Source organism: Agrobacterium sp. MS2, from assembly GCF_003261015.1.
GTDB lineage: Bacteria > Pseudomonadota > Alphaproteobacteria > Rhizobiales > Rhizobiaceae > Agrobacterium > Agrobacterium pusense.
Map to the genome: position 1 here is coordinate 90,276 of NZ_QLNF01000014.1, position 24,293 is coordinate 114,568.

Annotated in this window: 24 protein-coding genes; 3 read left to right on the forward strand and 21 right to left on the reverse strand. The window is 59.5% G+C overall.

Translation table 11 applies throughout. The features are described from left to right. Positions 1 to 254: 254 nt before the first annotated feature. Together DOU54_RS08520 and DOU54_RS08525 are read right to left on the reverse strand one after the other, a co-directional pair. Positions 255 to 641, reverse strand: coding sequence for an AGROH133_08824 family phage infection protein (locus tag DOU54_RS08520; protein WP_113382049.1), 387 nt, complete (start codon positions 639 to 641; stop codon positions 255 to 257). An 81-nt stretch (positions 642 to 722) separates the two neighbouring features. After that, entirely contained in the window at positions 723 to 2,939 is a 2,217-nt protein-coding gene (locus DOU54_RS08525) for a primosomal protein N' (protein WP_113731056.1), read from the reverse strand. Positions 2,940 to 3,060: 121 nt separating this feature from the next. On the opposite strand from DOU54_RS08525, the gene DOU54_RS08530 reads away from it, so the two are divergent. Together DOU54_RS08530 and DOU54_RS08535 are read left to right on the forward strand one after the other, a co-directional pair. After that, the gene (locus tag DOU54_RS08530) at positions 3,061 to 4,008 is read left to right on the forward strand and encodes a tyrosine recombinase XerC (RefSeq protein WP_113382047.1); all 948 of its coding nucleotides are present in this window, start codon (positions 3,061 to 3,063) and stop codon (positions 4,006 to 4,008) included. A gap of 81 nt (positions 4,009 to 4,089) precedes the next feature. After that, positions 4,090 to 5,184: a TraB/GumN family protein gene (locus DOU54_RS08535; protein WP_113382046.1), complete on the forward strand. Its 1,095-nt coding sequence runs from the start codon at positions 4,090 to 4,092 to the stop codon at positions 5,182 to 5,184. On the opposite strand, the gene DOU54_RS08540 is transcribed toward DOU54_RS08535, so the two are convergent. The 16 genes from DOU54_RS08540 to sdhC all read right to left on the reverse strand — a co-directional run bounded on the left by DOU54_RS08540 (position 5,162) and on the right by sdhC (position 22,149). Then, positions 5,162 to 5,656: a DUF2867 domain-containing protein gene (locus tag DOU54_RS08540; protein ID WP_113731059.1), complete on the reverse strand. Its 495-nt coding sequence runs from the start codon at positions 5,654 to 5,656 to the stop codon at positions 5,162 to 5,164. The genes DOU54_RS08535 and DOU54_RS08540 overlap by 23 nt on opposite strands. Positions 5,657 to 5,735: 79 nt before the next feature. Beyond that, entirely contained in the window at positions 5,736 to 6,236 is a 501-nt protein-coding gene (locus DOU54_RS08545; RefSeq protein ID WP_113382044.1) for a cytochrome b, read from the reverse strand. 127 nt (positions 6,237 to 6,363) lie between these two features. Next, positions 6,364 to 7,770: a dihydrolipoyl dehydrogenase gene (gene lpdA, locus DOU54_RS08550; RefSeq protein ID WP_004443790.1), complete on the reverse strand. Its 1,407-nt coding sequence runs from the start codon at positions 7,768 to 7,770 to the stop codon at positions 6,364 to 6,366. A 66-nt stretch (positions 7,771 to 7,836) separates the two neighbouring features. After that, positions 7,837 to 8,478, reverse strand: a complete 642-nt coding sequence (locus DOU54_RS08555; RefSeq protein WP_006698228.1) for a LysE family translocator — start codon at positions 8,476 to 8,478, stop codon at positions 7,837 to 7,839. Between the two features lie 13 nt (positions 8,479 to 8,491). Beyond that, entirely contained in the window at positions 8,492 to 8,905 is a 414-nt protein-coding gene (locus DOU54_RS08560; protein ID WP_113382043.1) for an MAPEG family protein, read from the reverse strand. A gap of 70 nt (positions 8,906 to 8,975) precedes the next feature. Next, entirely contained in the window at positions 8,976 to 10,202 is a 1,227-nt protein-coding gene (gene odhB / locus DOU54_RS08565) for a 2-oxoglutarate dehydrogenase complex dihydrolipoyllysine-residue succinyltransferase (RefSeq protein WP_022556940.1), read from the reverse strand. Positions 10,203 to 10,255: 53 nt separating this feature from the next. Further along, positions 10,256 to 13,252 (reverse strand): 2-oxoglutarate dehydrogenase E1 component, encoded by a 2,997-nt coding sequence (locus DOU54_RS08570; protein WP_004443801.1) that lies wholly within the window; start codon positions 13,250 to 13,252, stop codon positions 10,256 to 10,258. A gap of 176 nt (positions 13,253 to 13,428) precedes the next feature. Then, entirely contained in the window at positions 13,429 to 14,331 is a 903-nt protein-coding gene (sucD, locus tag DOU54_RS08575; protein WP_006698231.1) for a succinate--CoA ligase subunit alpha, read from the reverse strand. A gap of 17 nt (positions 14,332 to 14,348) precedes the next feature. After that, entirely contained in the window at positions 14,349 to 15,542 is a 1,194-nt protein-coding gene (gene sucC / locus DOU54_RS08580; protein WP_004443803.1) for an ADP-forming succinate--CoA ligase subunit beta, read from the reverse strand. 33 nt (positions 15,543 to 15,575) lie between these two features. Next, positions 15,576 to 16,538 (reverse strand): malate dehydrogenase, encoded by a 963-nt coding sequence (gene mdh / locus DOU54_RS08585; RefSeq protein WP_004443804.1) that lies wholly within the window; start codon positions 16,536 to 16,538, stop codon positions 15,576 to 15,578. A gap of 178 nt (positions 16,539 to 16,716) precedes the next feature. Beyond that, entirely contained in the window at positions 16,717 to 17,880 is a 1,164-nt protein-coding gene (zapE, locus tag DOU54_RS08590; RefSeq protein ID WP_045533338.1) for a cell division protein ZapE, read from the reverse strand. Between the two features lie 92 nt (positions 17,881 to 17,972). Then, positions 17,973 to 18,515: a protease inhibitor Inh/omp19 family protein gene (locus DOU54_RS08595; protein WP_004443808.1), complete on the reverse strand. Its 543-nt coding sequence runs from the start codon at positions 18,513 to 18,515 to the stop codon at positions 17,973 to 17,975. A 204-nt stretch (positions 18,516 to 18,719) separates the two neighbouring features. Beyond that, positions 18,720 to 19,499: a succinate dehydrogenase iron-sulfur subunit gene (locus DOU54_RS08600; protein ID WP_004443810.1), complete on the reverse strand. Its 780-nt coding sequence runs from the start codon at positions 19,497 to 19,499 to the stop codon at positions 18,720 to 18,722. Between the two features lie 15 nt (positions 19,500 to 19,514). Continuing rightward, positions 19,515 to 21,356: a succinate dehydrogenase flavoprotein subunit gene (gene sdhA, locus DOU54_RS08605; RefSeq protein ID WP_113382041.1), complete on the reverse strand. Its 1,842-nt coding sequence runs from the start codon at positions 21,354 to 21,356 to the stop codon at positions 19,515 to 19,517. 7 nt (positions 21,357 to 21,363) lie between these two features. Then, entirely contained in the window at positions 21,364 to 21,744 is a 381-nt protein-coding gene (gene sdhD, locus DOU54_RS08610; RefSeq protein ID WP_113382040.1) for a succinate dehydrogenase, hydrophobic membrane anchor protein, read from the reverse strand. A gap of 12 nt (positions 21,745 to 21,756) precedes the next feature. Next, positions 21,757 to 22,149: a succinate dehydrogenase, cytochrome b556 subunit gene (gene sdhC / locus DOU54_RS08615; RefSeq protein ID WP_113382039.1), complete on the reverse strand. Its 393-nt coding sequence runs from the start codon at positions 22,147 to 22,149 to the stop codon at positions 21,757 to 21,759. 305 nt (positions 22,150 to 22,454) lie between these two features. Between sdhC and DOU54_RS08620 the strand changes: the two genes are divergently transcribed. Beyond that, a complete protein-coding gene (locus DOU54_RS08620; protein ID WP_162749686.1) occupies positions 22,455 to 22,823 on the forward strand; it encodes a hypothetical protein in 369 nt (122 codons plus the stop codon). Here DOU54_RS08620 and DOU54_RS08625 read toward each other — a convergent pair whose 3' ends face one another. The 3 genes from DOU54_RS08625 to DOU54_RS08635 are packed head-to-tail and all read right to left on the reverse strand — an operon-like array spanning position 22,824 to position 24,219. Then, complete coding sequence (locus DOU54_RS08625; protein ID WP_113382037.1) at positions 22,824 to 23,468, reverse strand: class I SAM-dependent methyltransferase; 645 nt, start codon at positions 23,466 to 23,468, stop codon at positions 22,824 to 22,826. Between the two features lie 7 nt (positions 23,469 to 23,475). Next, entirely contained in the window at positions 23,476 to 23,919 is a 444-nt protein-coding gene (locus tag DOU54_RS08630) for an EVE domain-containing protein (RefSeq protein WP_045533347.1), read from the reverse strand. A 6-nt stretch (positions 23,920 to 23,925) separates the two neighbouring features. Beyond that, positions 23,926 to 24,219, reverse strand: a complete 294-nt coding sequence (locus tag DOU54_RS08635) for a YciI-like protein (RefSeq protein WP_113382036.1) — start codon at positions 24,217 to 24,219, stop codon at positions 23,926 to 23,928. Between the last annotated feature and the right edge of the window lie 74 nt (positions 24,220 to 24,293).

Here is a 24,293-nt window from a genome sequence, read left to right on the forward strand (position 1 = left end):
CTGCTAATCGTCCAAGACCATCAGCGATGGGGATCCACCGCATCAAATTCTTGAAATCGTTTCAATTTCCCCGAAAAAGACCGGAATTCCCCCCTGCCTTTTCCCAATTTCGCGGTCCGTCTAGCATAGGATGCCGGGACTCGCAACACGCGTAATAGCGGAAAGCGCCGTTTGGGCAAGGGGGAATGCGTTTTAATTTTCCGATTTCGCTCAGGATCAAGCGCCTGTGAGGTGCAAAAGCCAAAAAGACGGCTTCAGACCAGGCCGAAGACGTAGCTCAACGAGAATGCGGCGAGCAGAAAGTGCACAACCAGAAGTAAGAGATTCCGCATGCTTGCGCCACCATCCGAGAGGATGGAGAGTATCCCGCCGAACACGCTGAGGCCGAATGCCGCACCGAAGGCGAGATAGACCATGGGCTGGGCAAGAAGCAGGGCGGCGGCGCCGAGGCCCAGATAAAAGCCGGCAAGCGACGAGCGCACCAGCGCATAGCCATCCCGGCGTTCGCCGGCGGGCAGCAGGCCGAAAGCGCGAAGCGTCAAGCCGGGTGCGAACATGAAAAACAGCCCGATGATGGCTGACACCACCGCCGCGCCGAAGGCCAATTGTTCGCCGAACTCGGTCGGAAAATAAAACTCCATATCGTTCCCCAAATCATTCTGTTTCCCGCTGGCGTTATGACACGGTCATGACAGCAGGAAAAAGCCCTTCTTTGCTAAAGTTCAAAGGAAACTTTGCGGATCGATATCCAGCTGAACATGCACGCTGCCGCGCTCTTTAGGGCCATTTGCCAGAAGCGTTCGCAGGAACGATTGCATGTCGGAGTTGCGTCGCCCGTGCACCAGCAACCGGAAGCGATGGCGGCCGCGGATGAGCGCAAGCGGCGCTTCCGCCGGGCCAAGCAGCATGATGCCGGTCACCTGCGGGGCCGCAGCCCGCAATCCACGCGCATGGGTTTCCGCCTCTGCGCGCGTATCGGCTGAGACGATGATCGAGGCAAGCCGTCCGAAGGGCGGCAGGACAGCCTTTTCGCGCTCCACTATCTCCCTCTCGTAAAAAGCCGAGGCGTCACCGGAGACGATCGCCTGCATAACCGGATGCTGCGGCTGATAGGTCTGGAGCAGGCCATGACTCTTGCGCCCCGTCCGTCCGGCGCGACCTGTCACCTGCGACAGTAGCTGAAAGGTTCGCTCCGCCGCACGCGGGTCGCCATTGGCTAGGCCGAGATCGGCATCGACAATGCCAACGAGCGTCATCAGCGGGAAATTATGCCCCTTGGCGACGAGCTGCGTGCCGATGACGATATCCGCCTCGCCTTTGACGATCGCCTCCAGCTCCAACCGCAACCGCTTGACGCCCATGAGATCGGAAGAGAGCACGATGGTGCGGGCATCGGGGAAATGTTTCTCCACCTCTTCGGCGATGCGCTCAACCCCCGGCCCGCAGGCCACGAGATGATCGAAGGTGCCGCATTCCGGGCAATGGTCGGGCGTCGGCTCATTATGGCCGCACTGATGGCACTGCAACTGATTGCGGAAACGATGCTCCACCAGCCAGCTGGAACATTGTGGGCACTGAAAACGATGGCCGCAGACGCGGCACAGCGTCAGCGGCGCATAACCGCGTCGATTGAGGAACAGCAGCGCCTGCTCGCCCTTCTCGATCGTCTTGCCGATTCCGCGCAGCAGGACAGGTGACAGAAACCCTCCCCGCTCTGGCGGGTGACGGCGCATATCGACAAGATGCAGATCGGGCATTGCCGCATCGCCGAAACGCGTATGCAGGTGAATGGTGTTGTAACGCCCCGAACTGCCGTTGACCTGGCTTTCCACCGAAGGCGTGGCCGAAACCAGCACGACCGGGAATTCGGCGATACGCGCCCTCACCACCGCCATGTCGCGGGCATTATAGAAGACACGATCTTCCTGCTTGTAAGCGGGGTCGTGCTCTTCATCGACAATGATGAGACCAAGATTGTCGAACGGCAGGAAAAGCGCCGAACGTGCCCCAGCCACCACTTTCACCTCGCCGGTCACCGCCTGCCGCCAGACCTTTTCGCGCATCCGCGGCGACAGGTCCGAATGCCATTCGGCCGGCTTGGCGCCGAAACGATCCTGGAAACGCTCCAGAAACGCCGCCGTCAACGCGATTTCGGGCAGCAGGATGAGGACCTGCTTGCCTTGCCTGAGCGTCTCGGCCACGGCCTCGAAATAGACCTCGGTCTTGCCGGAGCCGGTCACGCCATCGATCAGGGAAACATGAAATCCACCCTTGCGCACATCCTCGAGAATCTCCGATGCCGCCTGTCTCTGCGGGCCTTCCAGTCGCGGCTCGACATAATCGGGGTCAGGCTCGGGCACCACTGGCGGCGCGGGCAGAAATATCGTCTCGAACACGCCCTGTTTCACAAGCCCGTCGATGACACTGGTCGAAACACCTGCAGCGTGGGCAAGCCCGCTCTTCGTCCAGCCGTCCCCTTCGGCCGCCAGCTCCATCACCCGTTCGCGGGCGGGGGTCAGGCGCTCCGGCCTACCTTCGGTCAGCCGCAGCCCCTCGATCATCGGTTCGGGATCGAAAGCGGCGGGCGCACGCAACGCCATGCGTGCCACGAGGCCGGGCGGAGAAAGCGTATAGGCGGCGACCCAGTCCACGAAGCGGCGCATTTCCGTCTTCATAGGCGGGCACTCGAAACTCTTGGTAATGGGCCGCAACTTCTTCGGATCGACAGCTTTCTCTCCGGTTTCGTCCCACACCACGCCGAACACCTGTCGGGGGCCAAGCGGCACCTGAACGACGGAACCAGTTTCCACCACCATATCTTCAGGCACAGCGTAGCTATAGGGCCCGGGCGCCGGCATGGGCACAAGAACGGGCACCGTGCGCGTGGGCGACGGCGGGTCGAACAGAGCCCCAAACAGATCGGACGAATCTTTTGCCATGATGTGGCGACCATGCCCCGGCGACAGGAAAAAGGAAACCGCCCGGATGTAGTGGGCGCACCACGCAAAGTCCACCTCTTAACCAAATGCTGACCATAAGCGCATAGTTTCGAATTGTGGAATGGAGCGCCGCGTGACCGAAATCCTGACATTTGCCGAACCCGACCTGCTCGCCGAGCGCCAAGCCTGGCTGACGGCGCTTGCAGGCGAGCGCCGCCTCTCCGACAACACCGTCGAGGCCTATGAGCGCGATACGCGTCAGTTCCTGACGTTCCTGACCGGCTACATCGGCAAACCAGCCTCCATAAGCGATATTGCCGATCTGCGCCCCGTTGATCTTCGCGCCTTTCTGGCCAATAGACGCAAGGAGGGCGCCGGCGCGCGGTCGCTTGGGCGGCATCTGGCGGGCCTGCGCTCGCTACTGCACCACCTGCAGAAAAAGGGACTCGTCAATGCCGCCGGCGCCACCGCAATGCGCGCGCCAAAACAGCCAAAATCCCTACCGAAGCCGCTGACCGACCGTCAGGCGCTGAAGATCACCACGGCCGAGGCACAGTTGAACGATGAACCCTGGATTGCCGCCCGCAACGCTGCGGTTCTGTCGCTGCTTTATGGCTGTGGCCTGCGCATTTCCGAGGCACTGGGTCTTACCCCGGCCGATTTCCCACCCGGCGTGCGCAGCCTGCGCATCACCGGCAAGGGCAACAAGACGCGGATCGTGCCGCTGCTGGCGGTGGTGACGGAAGCGGTCGATACATACAAAAAGCTCTGCCCCTATGCCCTGTCGGCGGACGAACCGATGTTCCTCGGGGCACGCGGCGGCAAGCTTCAGCCTGCCATCATCCAGCGTGAAATGCAGAAGCTGCGCGGCGCTTTCGGCCTACCGGAAAACGCCACCCCGCATGCGTTGCGCCATTCCTTCGCCACCCATCTTCTGGCCGGCGGTGGGGATCTGCGCACCATTCAGGAACTGCTCGGCCATGCCAGCCTCTCCACCACACAGGTCTATACCGGCGTCGATACGGCGAGACTGTTGGAGATCTACGACAACGCTCACCCACGTGCATGATGCAGGAAAATGGTTAACCATAGGCATTAACCAGACGTCCAAACCGCCGTTCTATAAGCGAACAAGAACCGGATTGGACCGATGCACAGCCTGATAAAGCCTCAAAATCTCACCGCCACCCTGATGGGCAAGACTGGCGACGCGCTGCTCTGGCTGCTGGCCGCCCTGCATGTCACCGCCGTTGCCATCCTGCTCATGACCTTGCTGTCACTCAGTGAAGCGGGGGCCACAGAGCGGAAGATCACCTGCACGGGCAGCGATATTCTCGTAGAGATGCGCAAAACCGATCCGCAAGCTTTCGCAAAGATTGAACAGGAAGCGGCCGCGATCCCGAACGGCAAGGGCAATTTCTGGCGCATCGAAAAGGCAGATACGGCCCCATCCTATCTTCTCGGCACCATGCATGTGACCGATCCGCGCGTTCTGGAGATGCCGGCCGCCGCCAGCCCCGCCTTTGAGAAGGCAGCGACTGTCATCGTGGAATCGGACGAGATCCTTGATGACAAGAAAATAGCGGCATCCCTGCTGGGCAAGCCCGAACTCACCATGTTTCTGGACGGCAAATCGATCACCGACATCCTGCCGCCCGACAATGTCGCGCGCCTCGAAAAGGGCCTGAAGGAGCGCGGCATTCCACTCAATGCCGTGTCGCGCATGAAGCCCTGGATGCTCTCGAGCTTCGTTGCCCTTCCCGCCTGCGAGTTTGCCCGCAAGGCAACGGGCCTTTCCTTTCTCGACAAGAAGCTTGCCGAAGATGCGGTTGCGAACGGAAAGCGCCTCGTCGGGCTGGAGACCATGGTCGAACAACTGACCGCCATGTCCGAACTGCCGATGGAATTTCATCTGCAGGCGCTTATCGAAACGCTTGAGCTTGGCGACCGCATGGATGACGTGATGACGACCATGACCGATCTTTACGTCGCGGGCGACATCGGCATGACCATGCCGATGCTGAAAAGTCTGGATCCCAAGAAGGGCGCCGACAACGATAAGGGCTACGCCGCTTTCGAACAGCGCATCATCACCGATCGCAACCATGTGATGGCGGACCGCTCCACCGATGAGCTTGCCAAGGGTAATGTCTTCATGGCCGTCGGCGCGCTGCACCTGCCGGGCGCAGGAGGCCTCGTGGAACTGCTGCGCGCGAAAGGCTTCACGCTGACGCGGGTAGAATGACCGGGACAGTTCCTGTTTCGACAGGCCGGACAGAGGCGCAGACCGGTCGCATCGTCGCAGGCACGATACGGCGGTGAAACGGACCAACGAGAAGAAGATAAAACCGCCCGAACAGGTTCTTGCGCCTGACGATGGTGGTGACGCTCGCCAGCTGGCGGTCTGCCGCATCTTCGAAATCGATGACGATGCGAAAATCGAGGTGGTGGTCATCAAAGCCGAGGACTGTTCGCTCTGGCGTGGATGTGATGACCGGGAACCCGCCCGCCGAACTGCCCGCCGCCAGCTCGACCGTTTTCAAACCGACCATCGAAAAGATACCGTTTCGAAGCGACATCAGGCCGCTGATCCATGCCGGAGGATGCTCGAGGAAAAGCCTGCTCACATCGAGCGAGGACGTTACCGGCGTTGTCAATTCACCCTGAAAGCAATCGTACCAATCGGCACGTGGCAATATATCTTCAATATTTGGCATCTTTGATCCCCAGCCACTCCTTTGCAACAAGGGAAACATGCCGTTTTTACGCGGCGGAGGGAACGTGACAAACCGCCGCTCAGCCGTGTGTCATGCGCCGGAGGAGATTGGTGCGCCAATAGAACTGATGAACAAGGACAGCCGCGACATGGCCCGCGATCAAAACCCACATCAGCACCTTGAACGGGCCGGAGTGTAGCTCCCCTGCCGCGCTCACCCCAAAGTAATAGGCGGCGATGCCAGAGAGTGGCAGGATGAAGAACAGCGCGTAAAGCGTAAAATGCGCCACCTTGGCGGCAATCTGCGCGACACGCGGCTCCTCAGGCGGATGTGGCGGAACGCCCTGGATCAGCCGCAGACAGAAGCGCAGTACCGCAAGAAACAGCACGGCGAAGCCGACATAGGCATGGATATTGGCAGAAGAAATCTGATCTGGCGTCAATGTTTCACCCCGCCGCATCAGCCGGTAGGCATGGGCCATGGCATCGGGAAACAAGAGGTTGAAGAAAATCAGAAGCGCCATTGTCCAATGGATGACACGCTGCGGAATGGAGAAGGAAACTTGAGTGGAATGCGCCATTTTATTGCCTTTTATCAAAAGGTTAGACAGGCTTTAGCGCGAGTATGAGAAACCCCGGCCTGCATGGCAAGCCGGGGTTCAGCAGATGACGGAAATTTAATATTCGAGCGTCGGGCTAAAACGCCGATCACATGTGGATCGGCTTGAAGAACGTTGCCAGCGCCGCTTCCTTCACGGCTTCCGACATGGTCGGGTGCGCATGGCAGGTGCGGCCGAGATCTTCCGAGGAACCGCCAAATTCCATCAGTACGGTGATCTCGTGGATCATTTCGCCAGCGCCGAAGCCGACAATGTGACCGCCGAGAACCCGGTCGGTTTCCTTGTCGGCAAGGATCTTCACGAAACCATCCGTCACCTGCATGGCGCGGGCGCGGCCATTGGCGGTGAAGGGGAACTTGCCAACCTTGTAAGCGACGCCGGCGGCCTTGAGTTCCTCTTCGGTCTTGCCGACGGAAGCCACTTCCGGCTGCGTGTAAACGACTGCCGGAATGACGTCGTAATTCACGTGACCGCGCTGGCCGGCAAGGATTTCCGCAAGCGCAACACCCTCGTCTTCCGCTTTGTGCGCCAGCATCGGGCCCTTCACCACGTCGCCGATCGCATAGATGCCATCGACATTGGTCTTGTAGTGGCCGTCGATTTCAACGCGGCCACGGCTGTCGAGCACGACACCAGCTTCGGCAAGGCCGAGACCTTCGGTGTAGGGCTTGCGGCCGGTGGAGATCAGCACGACGTTTGCTTCCAGCGTTTCGGCAGCGCCGCCCTTGACCGGCTCGAACACGACCTTGGCGCCGGCAGCGGTTTTTTCAACAGCCGTTACCTTTGCGCCGAGCTTGAAATCGAGGCCCTGCTTGGCGAGCAGACGCTGCGCCTGCTTGGAAACTTCGGCATCCATGCCGCCGAGAATGTTGTCGAGATATTCGACGACGGTAACCTTGGCGCCGAGACGCGACCAGACCGAACCGAGTTCAAGGCCGATGACGCCGCCGCCGACAACGATCAGCTTTTCCGGAACCTTGGAGAGAGCGATTGCGCCGGTGGAGGACACGATGACGCTTTCATCGATATCAACCTGAACACCCGGAATGCCGGCAACGTCAGAACCCGTGGCGATGACGATATTCTTTGCTTCGATTTCCTGTGTCTCGCCCTTGTCGTTGGTGACGGAAACCTTGCCGGCAGACACAACCTTGCCGGTGCCCTGGAAAGCATCGATCTTGTTCTTCTTGAACAGGAAGGCAACGCCATCGACATTGGCCTTCACCACGCCGTCCTTGTGACCCATCATCTTTTCAAGGTTCAGCTTGGGCGCTGCAACTTCGATGCCGAGCGAGTCGACACCATGGGCAACATGTGCGAAGGTTTCGGACGCGTGCAGCAGCGCCTTGGAGGGAATGCAGCCGACATTAAGGCAGGTGCCGCCATAGGTCGCGCGCTTTTCGATGACAGCGACCTTGAGGCCCAGCTGCGCCGCCTTGACCGCGCAAACATAACCGCCGGGGCCGGTGCCGATTACAACTACATCATATGCCATGTTCTGGTTCCTGCTTTATAGGGGCAAGATATCGGATCATTGCCCAGCTTCCATTTGACCTGAAACTCAGGCCGCTTTTTCCGTTGCGAGTTTTATACCGAGGGCGATGAAAACCACCCCGCTGGTGCGGTCGATCCATTGGCTGGCGCGCTGAAACGCGGCGCGCATCCGTGGTGTCGTCATGAACAGGCTGACGCCGACGAACCAAAGGATGAGGCAGCTTGCCATGACGAGACCGTATCCGAATTTGACGGCCACCGGCGTGTGGGCGTGAACCACCGTCGAAAAGATCGACAGAAAGAAAAACACCGGCTTGGGGTTGAGCGCGTTGGCCGCAAAACCGAGCGTAAACGCCTTCAGCGCCGTCTGACTGCTTTTCGCCTGAACGTCTTCACCTTCGGCAGCGGGCAATTCGGTCTTGCCAGCGCGCAGCGCCTTGATGCCGATATAGATCAGATAGGCGACACCCAGCCATTTGACGATGTTGAAGAGATAGATCGACTGGGAAATGATCAGGCCAAGGCCGAGGATCGTATAGGTGACATGGAACATCAGCGATGTCCCGACGCCGAAGCTGGTGATAATGGCCTGCTTGCGCCCATGCACCATCGCCTGACGCATGACCATGGCGAGATCGGCGCCAGGCGACACGATCGCGAAGGAGAAAATCGCCATCAGGGATGCAAGTTCGATGAGATATTGATGCATCGTAAAGCAGCCTTCAGAACATCAGCACGACAAACATGAGCGCCAGGCCGAGCATCGACCCCAGCCAGACGAAAGACCGTATATAGGGGACGCCCGCCAGATAGAGCGGAATGTAGATCACCCGGCAGATCAGCCAGATCCAGGCGCCAGTGAGCGCCAGACCGGCAGGATCACCCGCCATGATGACCCCGAAAGCGAGCGCCAGAAAAGCCGGATATGTTTCCCGGAAATTCGCAGACGCGCGTGAGGCACGGCCGGAAAGCCTGCCCCTCGGCTCTCGGCTGCCATCCCTCGGGCCGGCATTCCATTCAAGCCCGAATTCCTTGGTCGCCGTCATCCCCTGCAACATGACGTGCACGACGAGGAGAAGAACGCTCAGACCGACAAGCGGCAAAAAAGGCGAAGCGGCTAGAAATGTCGGCTGCACGTCTGCCCTCCCTGTTAGTCTTTCAGCGGGGCTTCACTTGAAGCCCCGCTGAAACGAAAAGCAAGAGCGATTAGAGATCAAGAACCAGACGTTCCGGATCCTCGAGGCTTTCCTTGACGCGAACGAGGAAGGTCACGGCTTCCTTGCCGTCAACGATACGGTGATCGTAGGAGAGCGCCAGATACATCATCGGGCGAATGACGACCTGACCGCCGATGGCGACCGGACGCTCCTGGATCTTGTGCATGCCGAGAATACCCGACTGCGGTGCATTGAGGATCGGCGAAGACATCAGCGAGCCGTAAACGCCACCATTGGTGATGGTGAAGGTGCCGCCCTGCATGTCGGCCATGCCGAGCGAACCATCGCGCGCCGCCTTCGCAAGACGGCCGAGTTCCTTTTCGACGCCGGCGATGGAAAGCTGGTCGGCATCGCGGATGACCGGAACGACAAGACCCTTGTCCGTGCCGACAGCCATGCCGACGTGACAATAGTTCTTGTAGATGATGTCCGTGCCGTCGATTTCGGCGTTGACGGCAGGCAGTTCCTTCAGCGCGTGGGTCACGGCCTTGGTGAAGAAGCCCATGAAGCCGAGCTTGACGCCATGCTTTTTCTCGAAAACGTCCTTGTAACGGTTACGCAGGTCCATAACCGCGCTCATGTCCACTTCGTTGTAAGTGGTGAGCATGGCGGCAGTGTTCTGCGCGTCCTTGAGGCGCTTGGCGATGGTCTGACGCAGGCGCGTCATCTTCACACGCTCTTCGCGAACCTGATCCTGTTCGGCGGAAACCGGACGCGGTGCAGCAGCAGGAGCCGGAGCGGCCGGAGCCGAAACGCCCTTGGCGACAGCAGCGAGCACATCGCCCTTCAGCACCTGGCCACGCTTGCCGGAACCGTCGACCTGATCGGCAGACAAGTTGTTTTCAGCAAGCAGCTTGCCAGCGGCAGGTGCCGGCGGCATAGCGCTGGCGGCAGAAGCAGCGGGAGCCGGAGCGGCGGCCGCGGCAGCAGCAGGCTTTGCCGGTTCGGCAGCCGGTGCGGAGGTCGCAGCGCCGGCAGCACCTTCGGCGATCTGGCCGAGAAGCGCGTCGAGCCCAACGGTCTCGCCGTTCTGCGCAACGATTTCAGTCAGAACGCCAGAGGCAGGCGCCGGGACTTCGACGGTAACCTTGTCGGTTTCCAGTTCAACGAGAGGTTCGTCGGCCTTGACGGTGTCGCCGACCTTCTTGAACCAGGTGCCGACGGTCGCTTCGCTGACGGATTCGCCGAGGGTTGGTACGCGGATTTCAGTGGCCATGATCTAGTTCCGTTATTCAGGTGTCTTTTTTGCGGGGCGATGCGGGAGAGTTCTCACTCTCCCAGCGCGTCTTCCAGGAACGCAGCAAGCTGCGCCAGATGCTTGGACATCAGGCCGGTCGCCGGAGAGGCGGCAGCCGGACGGCCCGTGTAACGGACCTTCTGGTACTTGGCGTCGATATGCGCCAGGACCCATTCCAGGTAAGGGTCGATAAACGACCACGCACCCATGTTCTTCGGCTCTTCCTGGCACCAGACCATCTCCGCATTGCGGAAGCGCGACAGCTCGTTGATGAGCGCCTTGGCCGGGAACGGATAGAGCTGTTCGATACGCAGCAGATAGATATCGTCGATGCCGCGCTTCTCACGTTCTTCCAGCAGATCATAATAGACCTTGCCCGTGCACATGACGACACGGCGGATTTTCGAATCCTTCTGCAGCTTGATCGGGCCGTCCTTGATGACTTCAGCATCGTCCCACAGGAGACGGTGGAAGGAGGACTCGCCTGCAAGCTCGGCCAGCGAAGAGGTGGCGCGCTTGTGACGCAGCAGCGACTTCGGCGTCATCAGGATCAGCGGCTTGCGGAAGTCGCGCTTCACCTGGCGGCGCAGGATGTGGAAATAGTTTGCCGGCGTCGTGCAGTTGGCAACCTGCATGTTGTCTTCCGCGCACATCTGCAGCCAGCGCTCCAGACGGGCGGACGAATGTTCCGGACCCTGGCCTTCGTAACCATGCGGCAGAAGGCAGACGAGACCGGACATGCGCAGCCACTTGCGTTCACCCGACGAGATGAACTGGTCGAACACCACCTGTGCGCCGTTGGCGAAGTCGCCGAACTGGGCTTCCCAGAGCGTCAGCGCATTCGGACGGGCGAGCGAGTAGCCATATTCGAAACCAAGGACGGCTTCTTCCGAAAGCATCGAGTTGATGACTTCGTAACGGGCCTGCGTCGGCGCGAGGTTCGCGAGCGGGATGTAACGCTCTTCGGTTTCCTGATCGTAGAGAACCGAATGGCGCTGCGAGAAGGTGCCGCGTTCGCAATCCTGACCGGAGAGGCGGATCTTGTGGCCTTCGACGGCGAGCGAACCGAAAGCAAGCGCTTCCGCCATCGCCCAATCGATGCCTTCGCCGGTCTCGACCATCTGCGAGCGGTTTTCCATGAAACGCTGGATCGTTCGGTGGGCGTTGAAACCCTCGGGAATGGTCGACAGTTTCTTGCCGATTTCCTTCAGCTGCTTCATCGGCACGCCGGTCTTGCCGCGACGCTGCTCATCCGCATTGTCGGCGGCACGCAGGCCGGACCACTGACCGTCCAGCCAGTCGGCCTTGTTCGGCTTGTAGGACTGCCCCGCCTCGAATTCCTGCTCGAGATGGGCGCGCCAGTCGGCCTTCATCTTTTCGAATTCGCCTTCGCTGAGCAGGCCTTCGGCGATCAGACGGTCGGCATAGATGCGCGCGACGGTCTTGTGGCCGCGGATGACCTTGTACATCTTCGGCTGCGTGAACGCCGGCTCGTCGCCTTCGTTGTGGCCGAAGCGGCGGTAGCAGAACATGTCCACGACGACGGGCTTGTGGAACTTCATGCGGTATTCGGTGGCAACCTTGGCCGCATAGGTCACAGCTTCCGGATCGTCACCGTTGACGTGGAAGATCGGCGCTTCGATCATCTTGGCGACGTCGGACGGATAGGGCGACGAACGGGAGAAGGCCGGGTTCGTCGTAAAGCCGATCTGGTTGTTGATGATGAAGTGCATGGTACCGGCAACGCGGTGACCGCGCAGGCCGGAGAGGCCGAGAATTTCAGCAACCACGCCCTGGCCCGCAAAAGCGGCATCGCCGTGCAGAAGCAGCGGCAGAACCTTGGCGCGCTCGGAAAGCGGAATGACATCGCCTTCCCACACCTTGGCCAGCTGGTCCTGCTTGGCACGGGCCTTGCCCATGACGACAGGGTTGACGATTTCAAGATGCGACGGGTTGGCCGTCAGCGACAGGTGAACCTTGTTGCCGTCGAACTCGCGGTCGGAGGAGGCACCAAGGTGATACTTCACGTCACCCGAACCTTCGACGTCGTCTGGCTTGAACGAACCACCCTTGAACTCGTGGAATACGGCGCGGTGCGGCTTGCCCATGACGTTGGTCAGAACGTTCAGGCGGCCGCGGTGGGCCATGCCGAGAACGACTTCTTCGAGACCTTCCTGGCCGCCGCGCTTGATGATCTGCTCGAGCGCCGGGATCAGCGATTCACCGCCATCGAGGCCGAAACGCTTGGTGCCCTTGAAACGCACGTCGAGGAACTGCTCATAACCTTCGGCTTCGACCAGCTTTGACAGAATGGCCTTCTTGCCTTCGGCCGTGAAGGCAACGCCCTTGTCCGGACCTTCGATGCGCTCCTGAATCCAGGCCTTCTCTTCCGGGCTGGACATGTGCATGAATTCGACGCCGATAGTGGAGCAATAGGTGCGCTCCAGAATATCGATCATCTCGCGCACGGTCGCATATTCGAGGCCGAGCACGTTATCGATGAAAATCTTGCGGTCGTAATCGCTTTCTTCAAAGCCGTAGGACTTCGGCGAAAGCTCGTTATAGTCCTCGACGGCAACGGCAATACCGAGCGGATCGAGCTTGGCATGCAGGTGGCCGCGCATGCGGTAGGCGCGGATCATCATGATGGCGCGAACGCTGTCACGGGTCGCCTGCAGCACTTCGGCTTCGCTGACCGGCTTGCCGGTATCGGCGCTCTTGGCCTCAGCCTTTGCCTGAACCTTCTTTTCGATGGCCTTTTCGACCGTGGCCCAGTTGCCATCAAGTGCGGAAACCAGGTCGCCATTTGCCGGGATCGGCCAGTTGGCACGCTTCCAGGAGGCGCCCTTGGCCGCCTTCTTCACATCTTCCGGATTATCGGACAGTGCCTTGAAGAAGCTCTGCCACTCCGGCGACACGGAAGAGGGGTCCTCTTCGTACCGGGCATAGAGCTGCTCGATATAGGCTGCATTCGCGCCGTCCAGAAACGACGTGATCTGAAACTGCTCGTTCGCTTCTTGCCTTGCCATTGTGTTCTTGCGGACTTGTCCGTCCGCCTCCTCGATGCCGTTAGGGCCGTTCGACCGGCCTGCCGCTTTGATTATTGCTGTCTGCCGCCGGGGCGGTATGCCGTCTGTTTGTCTTCTTGCGGCATCGGGCAGCGCGAGCTTGAAGCCGCGCCGCCCGTTACCGGTTTCATGTGGTCTCAGCCCTTGAGGACTTCAACCAGCGTCTTGCCGAGGCGCGCCGGGGAAGGCGAAACCTTGATGCCCGCTGCTTCCATGGCAGCGATCTTGGATTCTGCATCGCCCTTGCCGCCGGAAACGACAGCGCCGGCGTGGCCCATGGTGCGGCCCTTCGGAGCCGTACGGCCTGCGATAAAGCCGGCCATCGGCTTCTTGCGGCCCTTCTTGGCTTCGTCGATCAGGAACTGCGCCGCATCTTCTTCAGCCGAACCGCCAATTTCGCCGATCATGATGATCGACTGCGTGGCGTCGTCAGCGAGGAACATTTCCAAGACGTCGATGAACTCGGTGCCCTTGACCGGGTCGCCGCCGATGCCGACAGCCGTCGTCTGGCCGAGGCCTTCGTTGGACGTCTGGAACACGGCTTCATAGGTCAGCGTGCCGGACCGCGAAACGATACCGACCGAACCCTTACGGAAAATGGAGCCCGGCATGATGCCGATCTTGCATTCTTCCGGCGTCAGGATGCCGGGGCAGTTCGGGCCGAGCAGGCGGGACTTCGAACGGTCGAGGCGAGCCTTGACGCGGACCATGTCCATGACCGGGATGCCTTCGGTGATGCAGGTGATGAACGGAATTTCCGCATCGATGGCTTCGATGATCGCGTCTGCTGCACCTGCCGGCGGAACATAGATCACGGATGCATCTGCACCGGTCTTTTCCTTGGCTTCGGCAACCGTTGCGAAGATCGGCAGGGTTTCGCCCTTGGAACCGGTCCAGGTTTCGCCACCCTTCTTCGGATGAATGCCGCCGACCATCTGCGTGCCGTAATAGGCAAGCGCCTGTTCGGTGTGGAAGGTACCGGTCTTGCCGGTCAGACCCTGAACGAGGATCTTGGTGTCTTTATTAACGAGAATAGACATTATTTCCGGTCCCTCAATTAGCCGTTGATCGCCGCGACGATCTTCTTGGCTGCGTCGTCCAGATCGTCAGCAGCCGTAATCGCAAGGCCCGATTCATTCAGAAGCTTCTTGCCAAGTTCGACGTTGGTGCCTTCGAGGCGAACAACGAGCGGAACCTGCAGACCGACTTCCTTCACCGCGGCGATAACGCCCTCGGCGATAACGTCGCACTTCATGATGCCACCGAAGATGTTGACGAGGATGCCCTCGACCTTCGGGTCGGCAGTGATGATCTTGAAAGCTGCCGCAACCTTCTCCTTGCCGGCGCCGCCACCGACGTCGCAGAAGTTTGCCGGCTCCTTGCCGTAAAGCTTGATGATGTCCATGGTGGCCATCGCAAGACCTGCGCCGTTGACCATGCAGCCGATATTGCCGTCGAGGGCGACGTAAGCGAGGTCCCACTTGGAGGCTTCGATTTCCTTGGCGTCTTCTTCGGTCTCGTCGCGCAGCGCCTTGACGTCGTCATGGCGGAACATGGCGTTGCCGTCGAAGGAAACCTTGGCGTCGAGAACGCGCAGATGGCCATTTTCCATGACGATCAGCGGGTTGATCTCGAGGAGAGCCATGTCCTTCTCGCTGAAGGCCTTGTAAAGGATCGGGAAGAGCGACTTGGCATCTTCGGCTGCAACGCCGTCAAGCTCAAGCGCCTTGGAGATCGCAGCAACGTCGGCATCGGAAACGCCCTTTTCAGGGTTGATGGCGATGGTGTGGATCTTTTCAGGCGTGTCGTGGGCGACGGCTTCGATGTCCATGCCGCCCTCCGTGGAAACCACGAAGGCAACCTGGCCGACCGAACGGTCAACCAGCAGCGAGCAATAGAGTTCGCGAGCGATATCAGCGCCGTCTTCGATGTAGAGACGGTTGACCTGCTTGCCGGCATCGCCCGTCTGCGCCGTTACCAGCGTGTTGCCGAGCATGTCCTTGGCGTGGGAAACGACTTCTTCAATGGACTTGGCCAGACGAACGCCGCCCTTGGCGTCCGGGCCGAGTTCCTTGAACTTGCCCTTGCCGCGGCCGCCAGCATGAATCTGGCTCTTGACGACATAGAGCGGGCCCGGAAGCTGCTTTGCGGCAGCTTCGGCTTCTTCGACCTTGAGAATGGCAACGCCTTCGGCAACCGGCGCGCCGTAGCCCTTCAGAAGAGCCTTGGCCTGATATTCGTGAATATTCATGGAATAATCCCTGTTTGGAACCGCTTGAAGTTGTTACTTCAGCGACGGAGCGATGTTGATGCAGGCTTCGCAGAGACCAGCGACAGCGCCGACGGACTTCTGGAAGGCAGCTTCTTCTTCCTTGTTGAGTTCGATCTCGATGATGCGCTCGATACCGCCTGCACCGATGATGGTGGGAACGCCGACATACATGTCGTCTACGCCATACTGGCCCGAAAGGTGGGCAGCGGCGGGCAGAACGCGCTTCTTGTCCTTGAGGTAGGATTCAGCCATCTCGATTGCCGAGGCAGCCGGGGCGTAATAGGCCGAGCCGGTCTTCAAGAGACCAACGATTTCGGCGCCGCCGTCACGGGTGCGCTGGATGATCTCTTCGAGACGCTCGGCCGTCAGCCAGCCCATCTTTACGAGATCGGTCAGCGGAACGCCGGCAACGGTGGAGTAACGGGCGAGCGGCACCATGGTGTCGCCGTGGCCGCCGAGAACGAAGGCGGTGACGTCTTCAACCGAAACGTTGAACTCTTCGGCGAGGAAGAGGCGGAAACGCGCGCTGTCGAGAACGCCGGCCATGCCGACGACCTTGTTCTTCGGCAGGCCGGAGAACTTCTGCAGCGCCCAGACCATGGCGTCGAGCGGATTGGTGATGCAGATGACGAAAGCGTTCGGCGCGTATTTTTTGATGCCGGCGCCGACCTGTTCCATGACCTTGAGGTTGATGCCGAGAAGATCGTCGCGGCTCATGCCGGGCTTGCGGGCAACACCAGCGGTGACGATGCAGACGTCAGCGCCTTCGATGGCAGCGTAATCGGATGCGCCGGTGAGCTTTGCATTGAAGCCTTCAACCGGGCCGGACTGGGCAATATCCAGGCCCTTGCCCTGCGGGATGCCGTCAGCAATATCGAAGAGGACGATATCGCCCAGTTCCTTCAGGCTGGCCAGATGCGCCAGCGTGCCGCCGATCATGCCAGAACCAATAAGTGCAATCTTTTTGCGAGCCATCGAATGCTTCCTCTTGAGCTTCAATTCAATTTCACCGCGCCAAACCGGCAGCCAAATTGTCGCACTCCGATTAGACCCATTGGCCAAAATAGGCAACAGATTCTTTTCTGCTGAGTATTTTCAATCGTTTAGATCAATATTTTCTTACGTAAACGTAAGAAAATGCGTCACGAAAGTGTCAAACTTTCTGCCGTTTTTCTTGATGAAGCGCCAGATAATCGGCACTACGCATTTCAAACAGACGCGAGGCGGTGCGATCGAACTCGAAACCTTCCGTTCCCTTGCGTTTGCCGAGCAGCTCTTCCGGCATAGCGGCTGCTGACGCGAACAGCCTGACGCTGTGATCATAAAGCGCGTCGATCAGGATGATGAAACGCTTGGTTTCGTTCCGTTTGTCCGCGTTCAAAAATGGAATGTGGTCGATGAAGACCGTGTCGAAACGATTGGCGATGGCAAGGAAGTCGGAAGCCCCGAGCGGCTTCTCGCAAAGGTCGGAAAAGGAAAAACGCGCCACACGGCCGCTGGCGCGCGGCACCAGAATGGAACGACCCTTCATGGGTATCTCGGTTGGTGCAACAAGGTGCCCGCCGGTCATGTGCCGCCACGCCATATCCATCGCCTGATCGGCCGCGCCATCAAGCGGCGTCACATAGACCGGCAGGCTTTCCAGCTTCTCCATCCGATAATCGGTGGGGCTGTCCAGCGTCACCACCTCCACATGCTTCTTCAGCAGCTCGACAAAGGGCAGGAACAGGCCGCGATTGAGACCATCCTTGTAGAGATTGTCCGGAACGACATTGGAGGTCGTCACCAACGTGCAGCCATTGGCGAAGAGCTCGCTGAATAGCCGCGCGAGGATCATCGCATCAGCAATATCCGTCACGGTGAATTCATCGAAACACAGGAGTTCGGCCTCCGCCAGAAGCTGGGCGGCGACAGGCGGAATCGGATCGGCCTGTTTGGTCTCGCCATTCTTCAGCTTCTGCCGGTGCGCATGCACACGATTATGCACATCCGCCATGAATTCATGAAAATGGCAACGCCGCTTGGAAGAAACGGGCGCCATTTCGTAAAACATGTCCATCAGCATCGTCTTGCCGCGGCCGACGCTGCCATAGACATAAAGCCCTTTCACCGTCGTTGCTGGACCGGCCTTGCGTGCGAACATCCAGCCGAGCGCGCTCTTCTTCTTGGCAGGCTTGCGGGCCTTCAGATCGGCGAGAATTCTGTCGAGATGGGCCGCCACACCAAGCTGGGCGGCATCGGCCTGCAAGGTGCCAGCTGCCGTCAATGCGTTGAGCTGTTCAACGACACTATGATTGTAATCAGGCAATGGCTTCATGAAAAGACGCCCCGGTCGCGGATGCAGCACGGAACCCGCGACGAATGGAATGGCTTAGAGCAGAATGAACGTTCCGGCTGCACCGGAACGACTCATCGGCTGAGGCTGAGCGGCTGCCCGCTATTGGTCGTGCCGTCGAAGCGTGCGTCTGCGCTCTTGTAGACGCGGCCGATAGTGTCACCCGAGCGATTCTTGAAGACGACCATCTTGCCGGATACTTCCCAGGACCCCATCGCCGTCAGCTCGCCGGAGCAACCACGCGTGCCGCCACGCGATCCGCTGCCCAGATTGGTGAGCGTCAGGAACATATCGCAATTGGCCCCGCCATTAGAAACGCGCCAGTTGCCGACCATGGATTCCTTGGTCACGTCGAGAGCTGTTGCCGGTGGAGCAGCGGATGCAACATTGGTGCCGCCGGGTGTCGCCGAAGCAGGCGCCGACGGGAACTGGCTGCCGTTGGCACCACCGGGCGGCGGCAGGGCGCCAGACTGAACGGAGGGCACCGGCTGCGCCTGCAGGGGCGGCGTATAACCGGGATTGTTGCTGGCGTTATTGTTGTAATCGTAGGAGGTACGTTGGCAACCGGCAAGGCTCATCACAACCGCAAGGCCCGTCACCACATATCTGAATTGCATATCAAGCTCCCGATTCTCTCGCTTCCGGAAAGACGATGATCAAACAAGAAGGCTGAATTATTACCAAAGCCTTATCTTGCGCAAGCGATGGCCGGGATAATTACCATTTCGGTCAATTTTTACCGAATTTTCCCACGCCGGGTTGAAAAAAGGGCCACGGTCGAGACCGCGGCCCGATAAATCTCTGTGGTCGGCGATTCGTCCTCAGACGCGGCGCTCAACCATCATCTTCTTGATTTCCGCAATCGCCTTGGCCGGGTTCAAGCCCTTCGGGCAAGCCTGCGCGCAGTTCATGATCGTATGGCAGCGATAGAGACGGAACGGGTCCTCGAGATTGTCGAGACGCTCGCCGGTCGCCTCATCGCGGCTGTCGATCAGCCAGCGATAGGCCTGCAACAGAACGGCCGGACCCAGATAACGGTCGCCATTCCACCAGTAGCTGGGACAGGACGTGGAGCAGCAGGCGCAGAGAATGCACTCATAAAGACCGTCCAGCTTCAGGCGATCCTCATGGCTCTGCTTCCATTCCTTGGCGGGTGTGGGCGAAACCGTCTTCAGCCAGGGCTCGATCGAGCGGTGCTGAGCGTAGAAGTTCGACAGGTCAGGAACAAGGTCCTTCACGACAGGCATATGCGGCAGCGGATAAACCTTCACCGTGCCGTTGATCTCGTCCATGCCCTTGGTGCAGGCGAGCGTATTGGTGCCGTCGATGTTCATCGCGCAGGAACCGCAGATGCCTTCGCGGCAGGAGCGGCGCAGCGTTAGCGTCGGGTCGATGTTGTTCTTGATGTAAAGAAGCGCATCGAGAACCATCGGTCCGCAATCATCGACATCAATATAGAAAGTGTCGATGCGCGGGTTCTGGCCGTCATCCGGGTTCCAGCGATAGACGCGGTATTCGCGCACATTCTTGGCACCATCCGGCTTCGGCCAGACCTTGCCTTCGTTGATCTGGGAATTCTTGGGGAGAGCAAGTTCAACCATATCCAGTTCCTCAAATCAGTAGACGCGCGCCTTCGGCTCGATCTTTTTCGGATCGATGCCGTCGGCGATCAGGTCGGTGTGAACCGGGCGATAGTCGAGCTTCACGTCGCCTTCGGGGCTGACCCAGGCAAGCGTATGCTTGCGCCAGTTCACGTCGTCGCGACCACCGAACGGACCATCGACGAAATCCTCGCGGGCATGCGAACCACGGCTTTCCTTGCGCGCTTCCGCGCCGTAGACCGTGGTGATGGCATTGGCCATGAGGTTATGAAGCTCGAGCGTTTCAACCAGATCGGAATTCCAGACCATCGAACGGTCGGTGACCTTGACGTCGGGCAGTTCCTTCCAGATCGCCGAGAGACGGCGGCAGCCGCTTTCGAGCGATTCCTGGGTACGGAACACGGCCGCATCGTCCTGCATGGCGCGCTGCATCTTGTCGCGCAGCACCGCCGTCGGCGTCGAGCCGTTGGCGTAACGCAGGCTGTCGAAGCGTTCCATGATCTTGTCGCAGGCCGCAACGTCGAGCGCGGGAACCGGTGCATCGCGGTCAATGACCTGGGCTGCGCGGATGGCGGCGGCACGACCGAAGACCACGAGGTCGATCAGTGAGTTGGAGCCGAGACGGTTGGCACCATGAACCGAGGCGCAACCGGCTTCGCCCACGGCCATCAGGCCGGGCGCGATGCGTTCCGGGTTGTTGGCATCGGCGTTCAGCACTTCCCCCCAATAGTTGGTCGGAATGCCGCCCATATTGTAGTGAACGGTCGGGAGAACCGGGATCGGCTCGCGCGTCACGTCAACGCCGGCGAAAATCTTGGCGCTTTCGGAGATGCCCGGAAGACGCTCATGCAGGATCGCCGGATCCAGGTGATCGAGATGCAGGAAGATGTGATCCTTGTTCTTGCCGACGCCGCGGCCTTCACGGATTTCCATCGTCATGCAGCGCGACACCACGTCGCGCGAGGCAAGGTCCTTCGCAGAAGGCGCATAACGCTCCATGAAGCGTTCGCCTTCGGAGTTGACGAGATAACCGCCTTCGCCGCGCGCGCCCTCAGTGATGAGGCAGCCCGCGCCATAAATGCCGGTCGGATGGAACTGCACGAATTCCATGTCCTGGAGCGGCAGGCCGGCACGGGCGATCATGCCGCCGCCGTCGCCGGTGCAGGTATGAGCCGAGGTCGCCGAGAAATAGGCACGGCCGTAACCGCCGGTCGCCAGAACCACCATCTTGGCGGAGAAGCGATGGATCGTGCCGTCATCGAGGTTCCACGCCACGACGCCGGTGCAGCGGCCATCGGGCGCCATAATGAGGTCGAGCGCGAAATATTCGATGAAGAATTCCGCATTGTTGCGCAGCGACTGACCATAAAGCGTGTGCAGAATGGCGTGGCCGGTACGGTCGGCGGCGGCGCAGGTGCGCTGCACCGGCGGGCCTTCACCGTAATTCTGCATGTGGCCGCCGAAGGGGCGCTGGTAGATCTTGCCTTCTTCGTTACGCGAGAAAGGCACGCCGTAATGCTCAAGCTCATAGACCGCCTTCGGCGCTTCCATGGCGAGATATTGCATCGCATCGACGTCGCCCAGCCAGTCGGAACCCTTTACGGTGTCGTAAAGGTGCCACTGCCAACAGTCGGGCGTCATGTTGGTGAGCGATGCGGCGATACCGCCCTGCGCTGCCACCGTGTGGGAACGCGTCGGGAAAACCTTGGTGATGCAGGCGGTCTTGAAACCCTGCTCGGCCATGCCGAGCGTGGCGCGCAGACCGGCGCCGCCGGCGCCCACCACGATCACGTCATAGGAGTGATCGACATAGGTGTAGGCCTTGCCATTCTGGGAAGGTGAACTGATCGAAGCCATGGCGAACTTATCCTACGAATGCGATTTTCAGGATGGCGAAGATCGACAGGCCACCGATGAGGATCGCGAAAAATGTATTCAGCATCAGAAGAACGAGTTTCGAAACTTCGGCGTGAATATAGTCTTCGATGATGACCTGCATGCCGAGCTTCATGTGGATGAGGCCGGAAACTAGCACCAGAGCCATGATAACAGCGACAAGCGGGTTGGAGAGTGCCGCGACAACTTCCGGATAGGGCGCGCCGGCATATTTGATCAGGAAGACAACGAAAAAGGTCAACAGCGGAATGTTCGAAACGGCCGTCAGGCGCTGGCGCCAGAAATGGTCGGTGCCTTCCTTGGCGGAGCCGAGACCGCGAACCTTACCGAGAGGTGTACGCATATCCATAAAAGTATCTCCTCAGCGCACGATCAGGACGATGACCCAGATCAGCGCGGTCAGACAGATAGACGCCACGAAGGAGGCCTTTGCCAGCTTGGTGGTGAAGTGCTTCTCGAAGCCGTGCCCGAGGTCCCACATCAGGTGGCGCAGGCCGCCGATCATGTGGTGGACCAGCGCCCAGGTGTAGCCGATCAGAATGATCTTGCCGATGATCGTGCCCATCGCCCAGCTCACCCAATCGTAATAGGCGGGACCGGACGCAAGTGCGATCAGCCACCAGGCAACAAGGAGCGTGCCGAAATACAGCGCACCGCCGGTGACACGGTGGATGATGGAGGCCACCATCGTCGGAATCGGCTTGTAAATTTGAAGATGCGGCGACAGAGGCCGGTTATTAGTCACATTCGCCATCAGAACCTCGCGGCGTTTTCCCGTGCGCCCATCAGACAGGACGCCCCCAAGCAACAGCACATGACGAAAGAATGTGCATTGCACCAACCGCGACGTTTAATCACATGGGAGCATCACCACAAGCACATTTCATGGCCGATTCGAATTTAATCGATTGGTTCGCGAATTTTTTTTGGAATTTTTTTGCGTCAAAATAAAAAATCGAGCGTTTCCAAGATTTACGCCCTCGGAATATTTACCTTTACGTAATTCAGAAAAGGTGTAATTTACGATTGGTTAACCTCAAAAACCGGAGCATGAAGCTCATGTTACTATGCCGAATCGCCGCCCTGACCATGACGGTTGCTGGCGCAATTTTCACCTTCGTGCCACTGGCGGCGGCAGAGGATTTTTATGGTCGCCACCAATATCGGCATCATCAATCTGAGGTAAGCTTCTCCACCGATGGGTTACCATCAACCCTTCCCGGCGGCACCTATGTCGGCGGCATAGCAGCCCTGCGGGTGCGCGGAAACGGCAATTATTTCGCGATCAGCAGCGGATTTTCGCGAAGAAGTGTAACGGATAGAGCGGGTGCCCAATTAGCCCCGAAGGCGAAAATCATCTCTGTCCACGCCGAAAACGCTGACGATGCCTGCGCGTATGAGCATGGCGTCTGTATCATCAGGCCGTGATCAAATAAAACGCCACACCGTGGTCTTCTTCACTTCGCTGTCTTCCAGCGCCCGCGTCACCGGCACCTGATAGGTCGCCTCGGCGCGAAGGCGCTCTTTGGGCAGATAGGCCCGCCCCGGATCGCCTACGAGGACGCTCACACCCTTTTCCGTTAGTGCCAGAAACCACGGCAGGAGAAGATCGGCAAAGGCGCGGTCGTAGAACACGTCGCCCGCCAAGAGTACATCGGCCTCGACCGGCCTGCCGACCAGGTCGAACCCCGTAAAGCCGATATCCACGTCATTGAGTGCCGCATTCAACCGAATGGCTGTTTCCGTCCACGGATCAATATCGGCGGCCAGAACCTCGCTCGCACCGGCCTTTGCCGCCGCGATGGCAACCAGCCCGGAGCCACTAGCGAAATCCAGCACATGCTTGCCGCAAACACTTTCAGGATGGTCGAGAACATAACGGGCAAGCCCCTGCCCGCCGGCCCAGGCGAAGGCCCAGAACGGTGGCGGCAAACCGATCTCCTCCAGTTCATCCTCGGTCTTCAGCCAAAGCTCGTGCGCCTCGGTGGCGAGATGAAGACGCAACTCCGGCACATGCGGCGGGCGCATGATGCCGGTATTGTCAAGAATGAAGCGCTCGGGATCGGTCCTCACCGAAGCATCAGTCCGGTGATTTCGGCGGATTGGTGAGGCCGCCCATGCGGCAGACCTCAAGATATTCCTCTTCCGTTACCGGTTGCACGGAAAGCCGCATGGAGGTGACGAGAGACATCTTCTCCAGCTTCGGGTTTGCCTTCACATCCTTCAGCGAAACCGGCTGCGGCATATCGCAGACGGCACGGATATCGACGCAATCCCACTTCAGATCACCTTCCGCAGTCGAGTCCGGATGCGACAATGCACAGACTTCGACGATGCCGACGACATCCAGCCCCTCATTGGAGTGGTAGAAGAAACCCTTGTCGCCAATCTTCATGGCGCGCATGTTGTTGCGCGCCTGATAATTGCGCACGCCGGTCCATTCTTCGCCGGCCTCGCCCTTGGCCTTCTGCATTTCCCAGGACCATTTGAACGGCTCGGACTTGTAAAGCCAATAATTCGCCATGCCCGATCACGCCCCCGGATTGTTGAAGACCCAGTTATAGGGCTTCACGTCAACGCTTTCGAACAGGCCGGCCTTGGCATAAGGATCGGCGTCGGCAAGGGCCTTGGCCGCATCGATATCGGCAGCTTCCACGATGACGAGGCTGCCATTCGGCTTGCCTTCGGTATCCAGAAACGGACCGGCGATCTTCAGCGTGCCTTCGGCATTGAGTTTGTTCAGATGCTCCAGATGCGCCGGGCGCGTTTCCATGCGCACGTTCAAATGGCCGGGCTTGTCCTTGCAGATAAAGGCAAAAAGCATTGTCGTCTCCTCGCTAGAGCATGCCCCCCAAAACTGTCAGCGGTGTTGGGACCAGGACATGCGTAAAACATCAT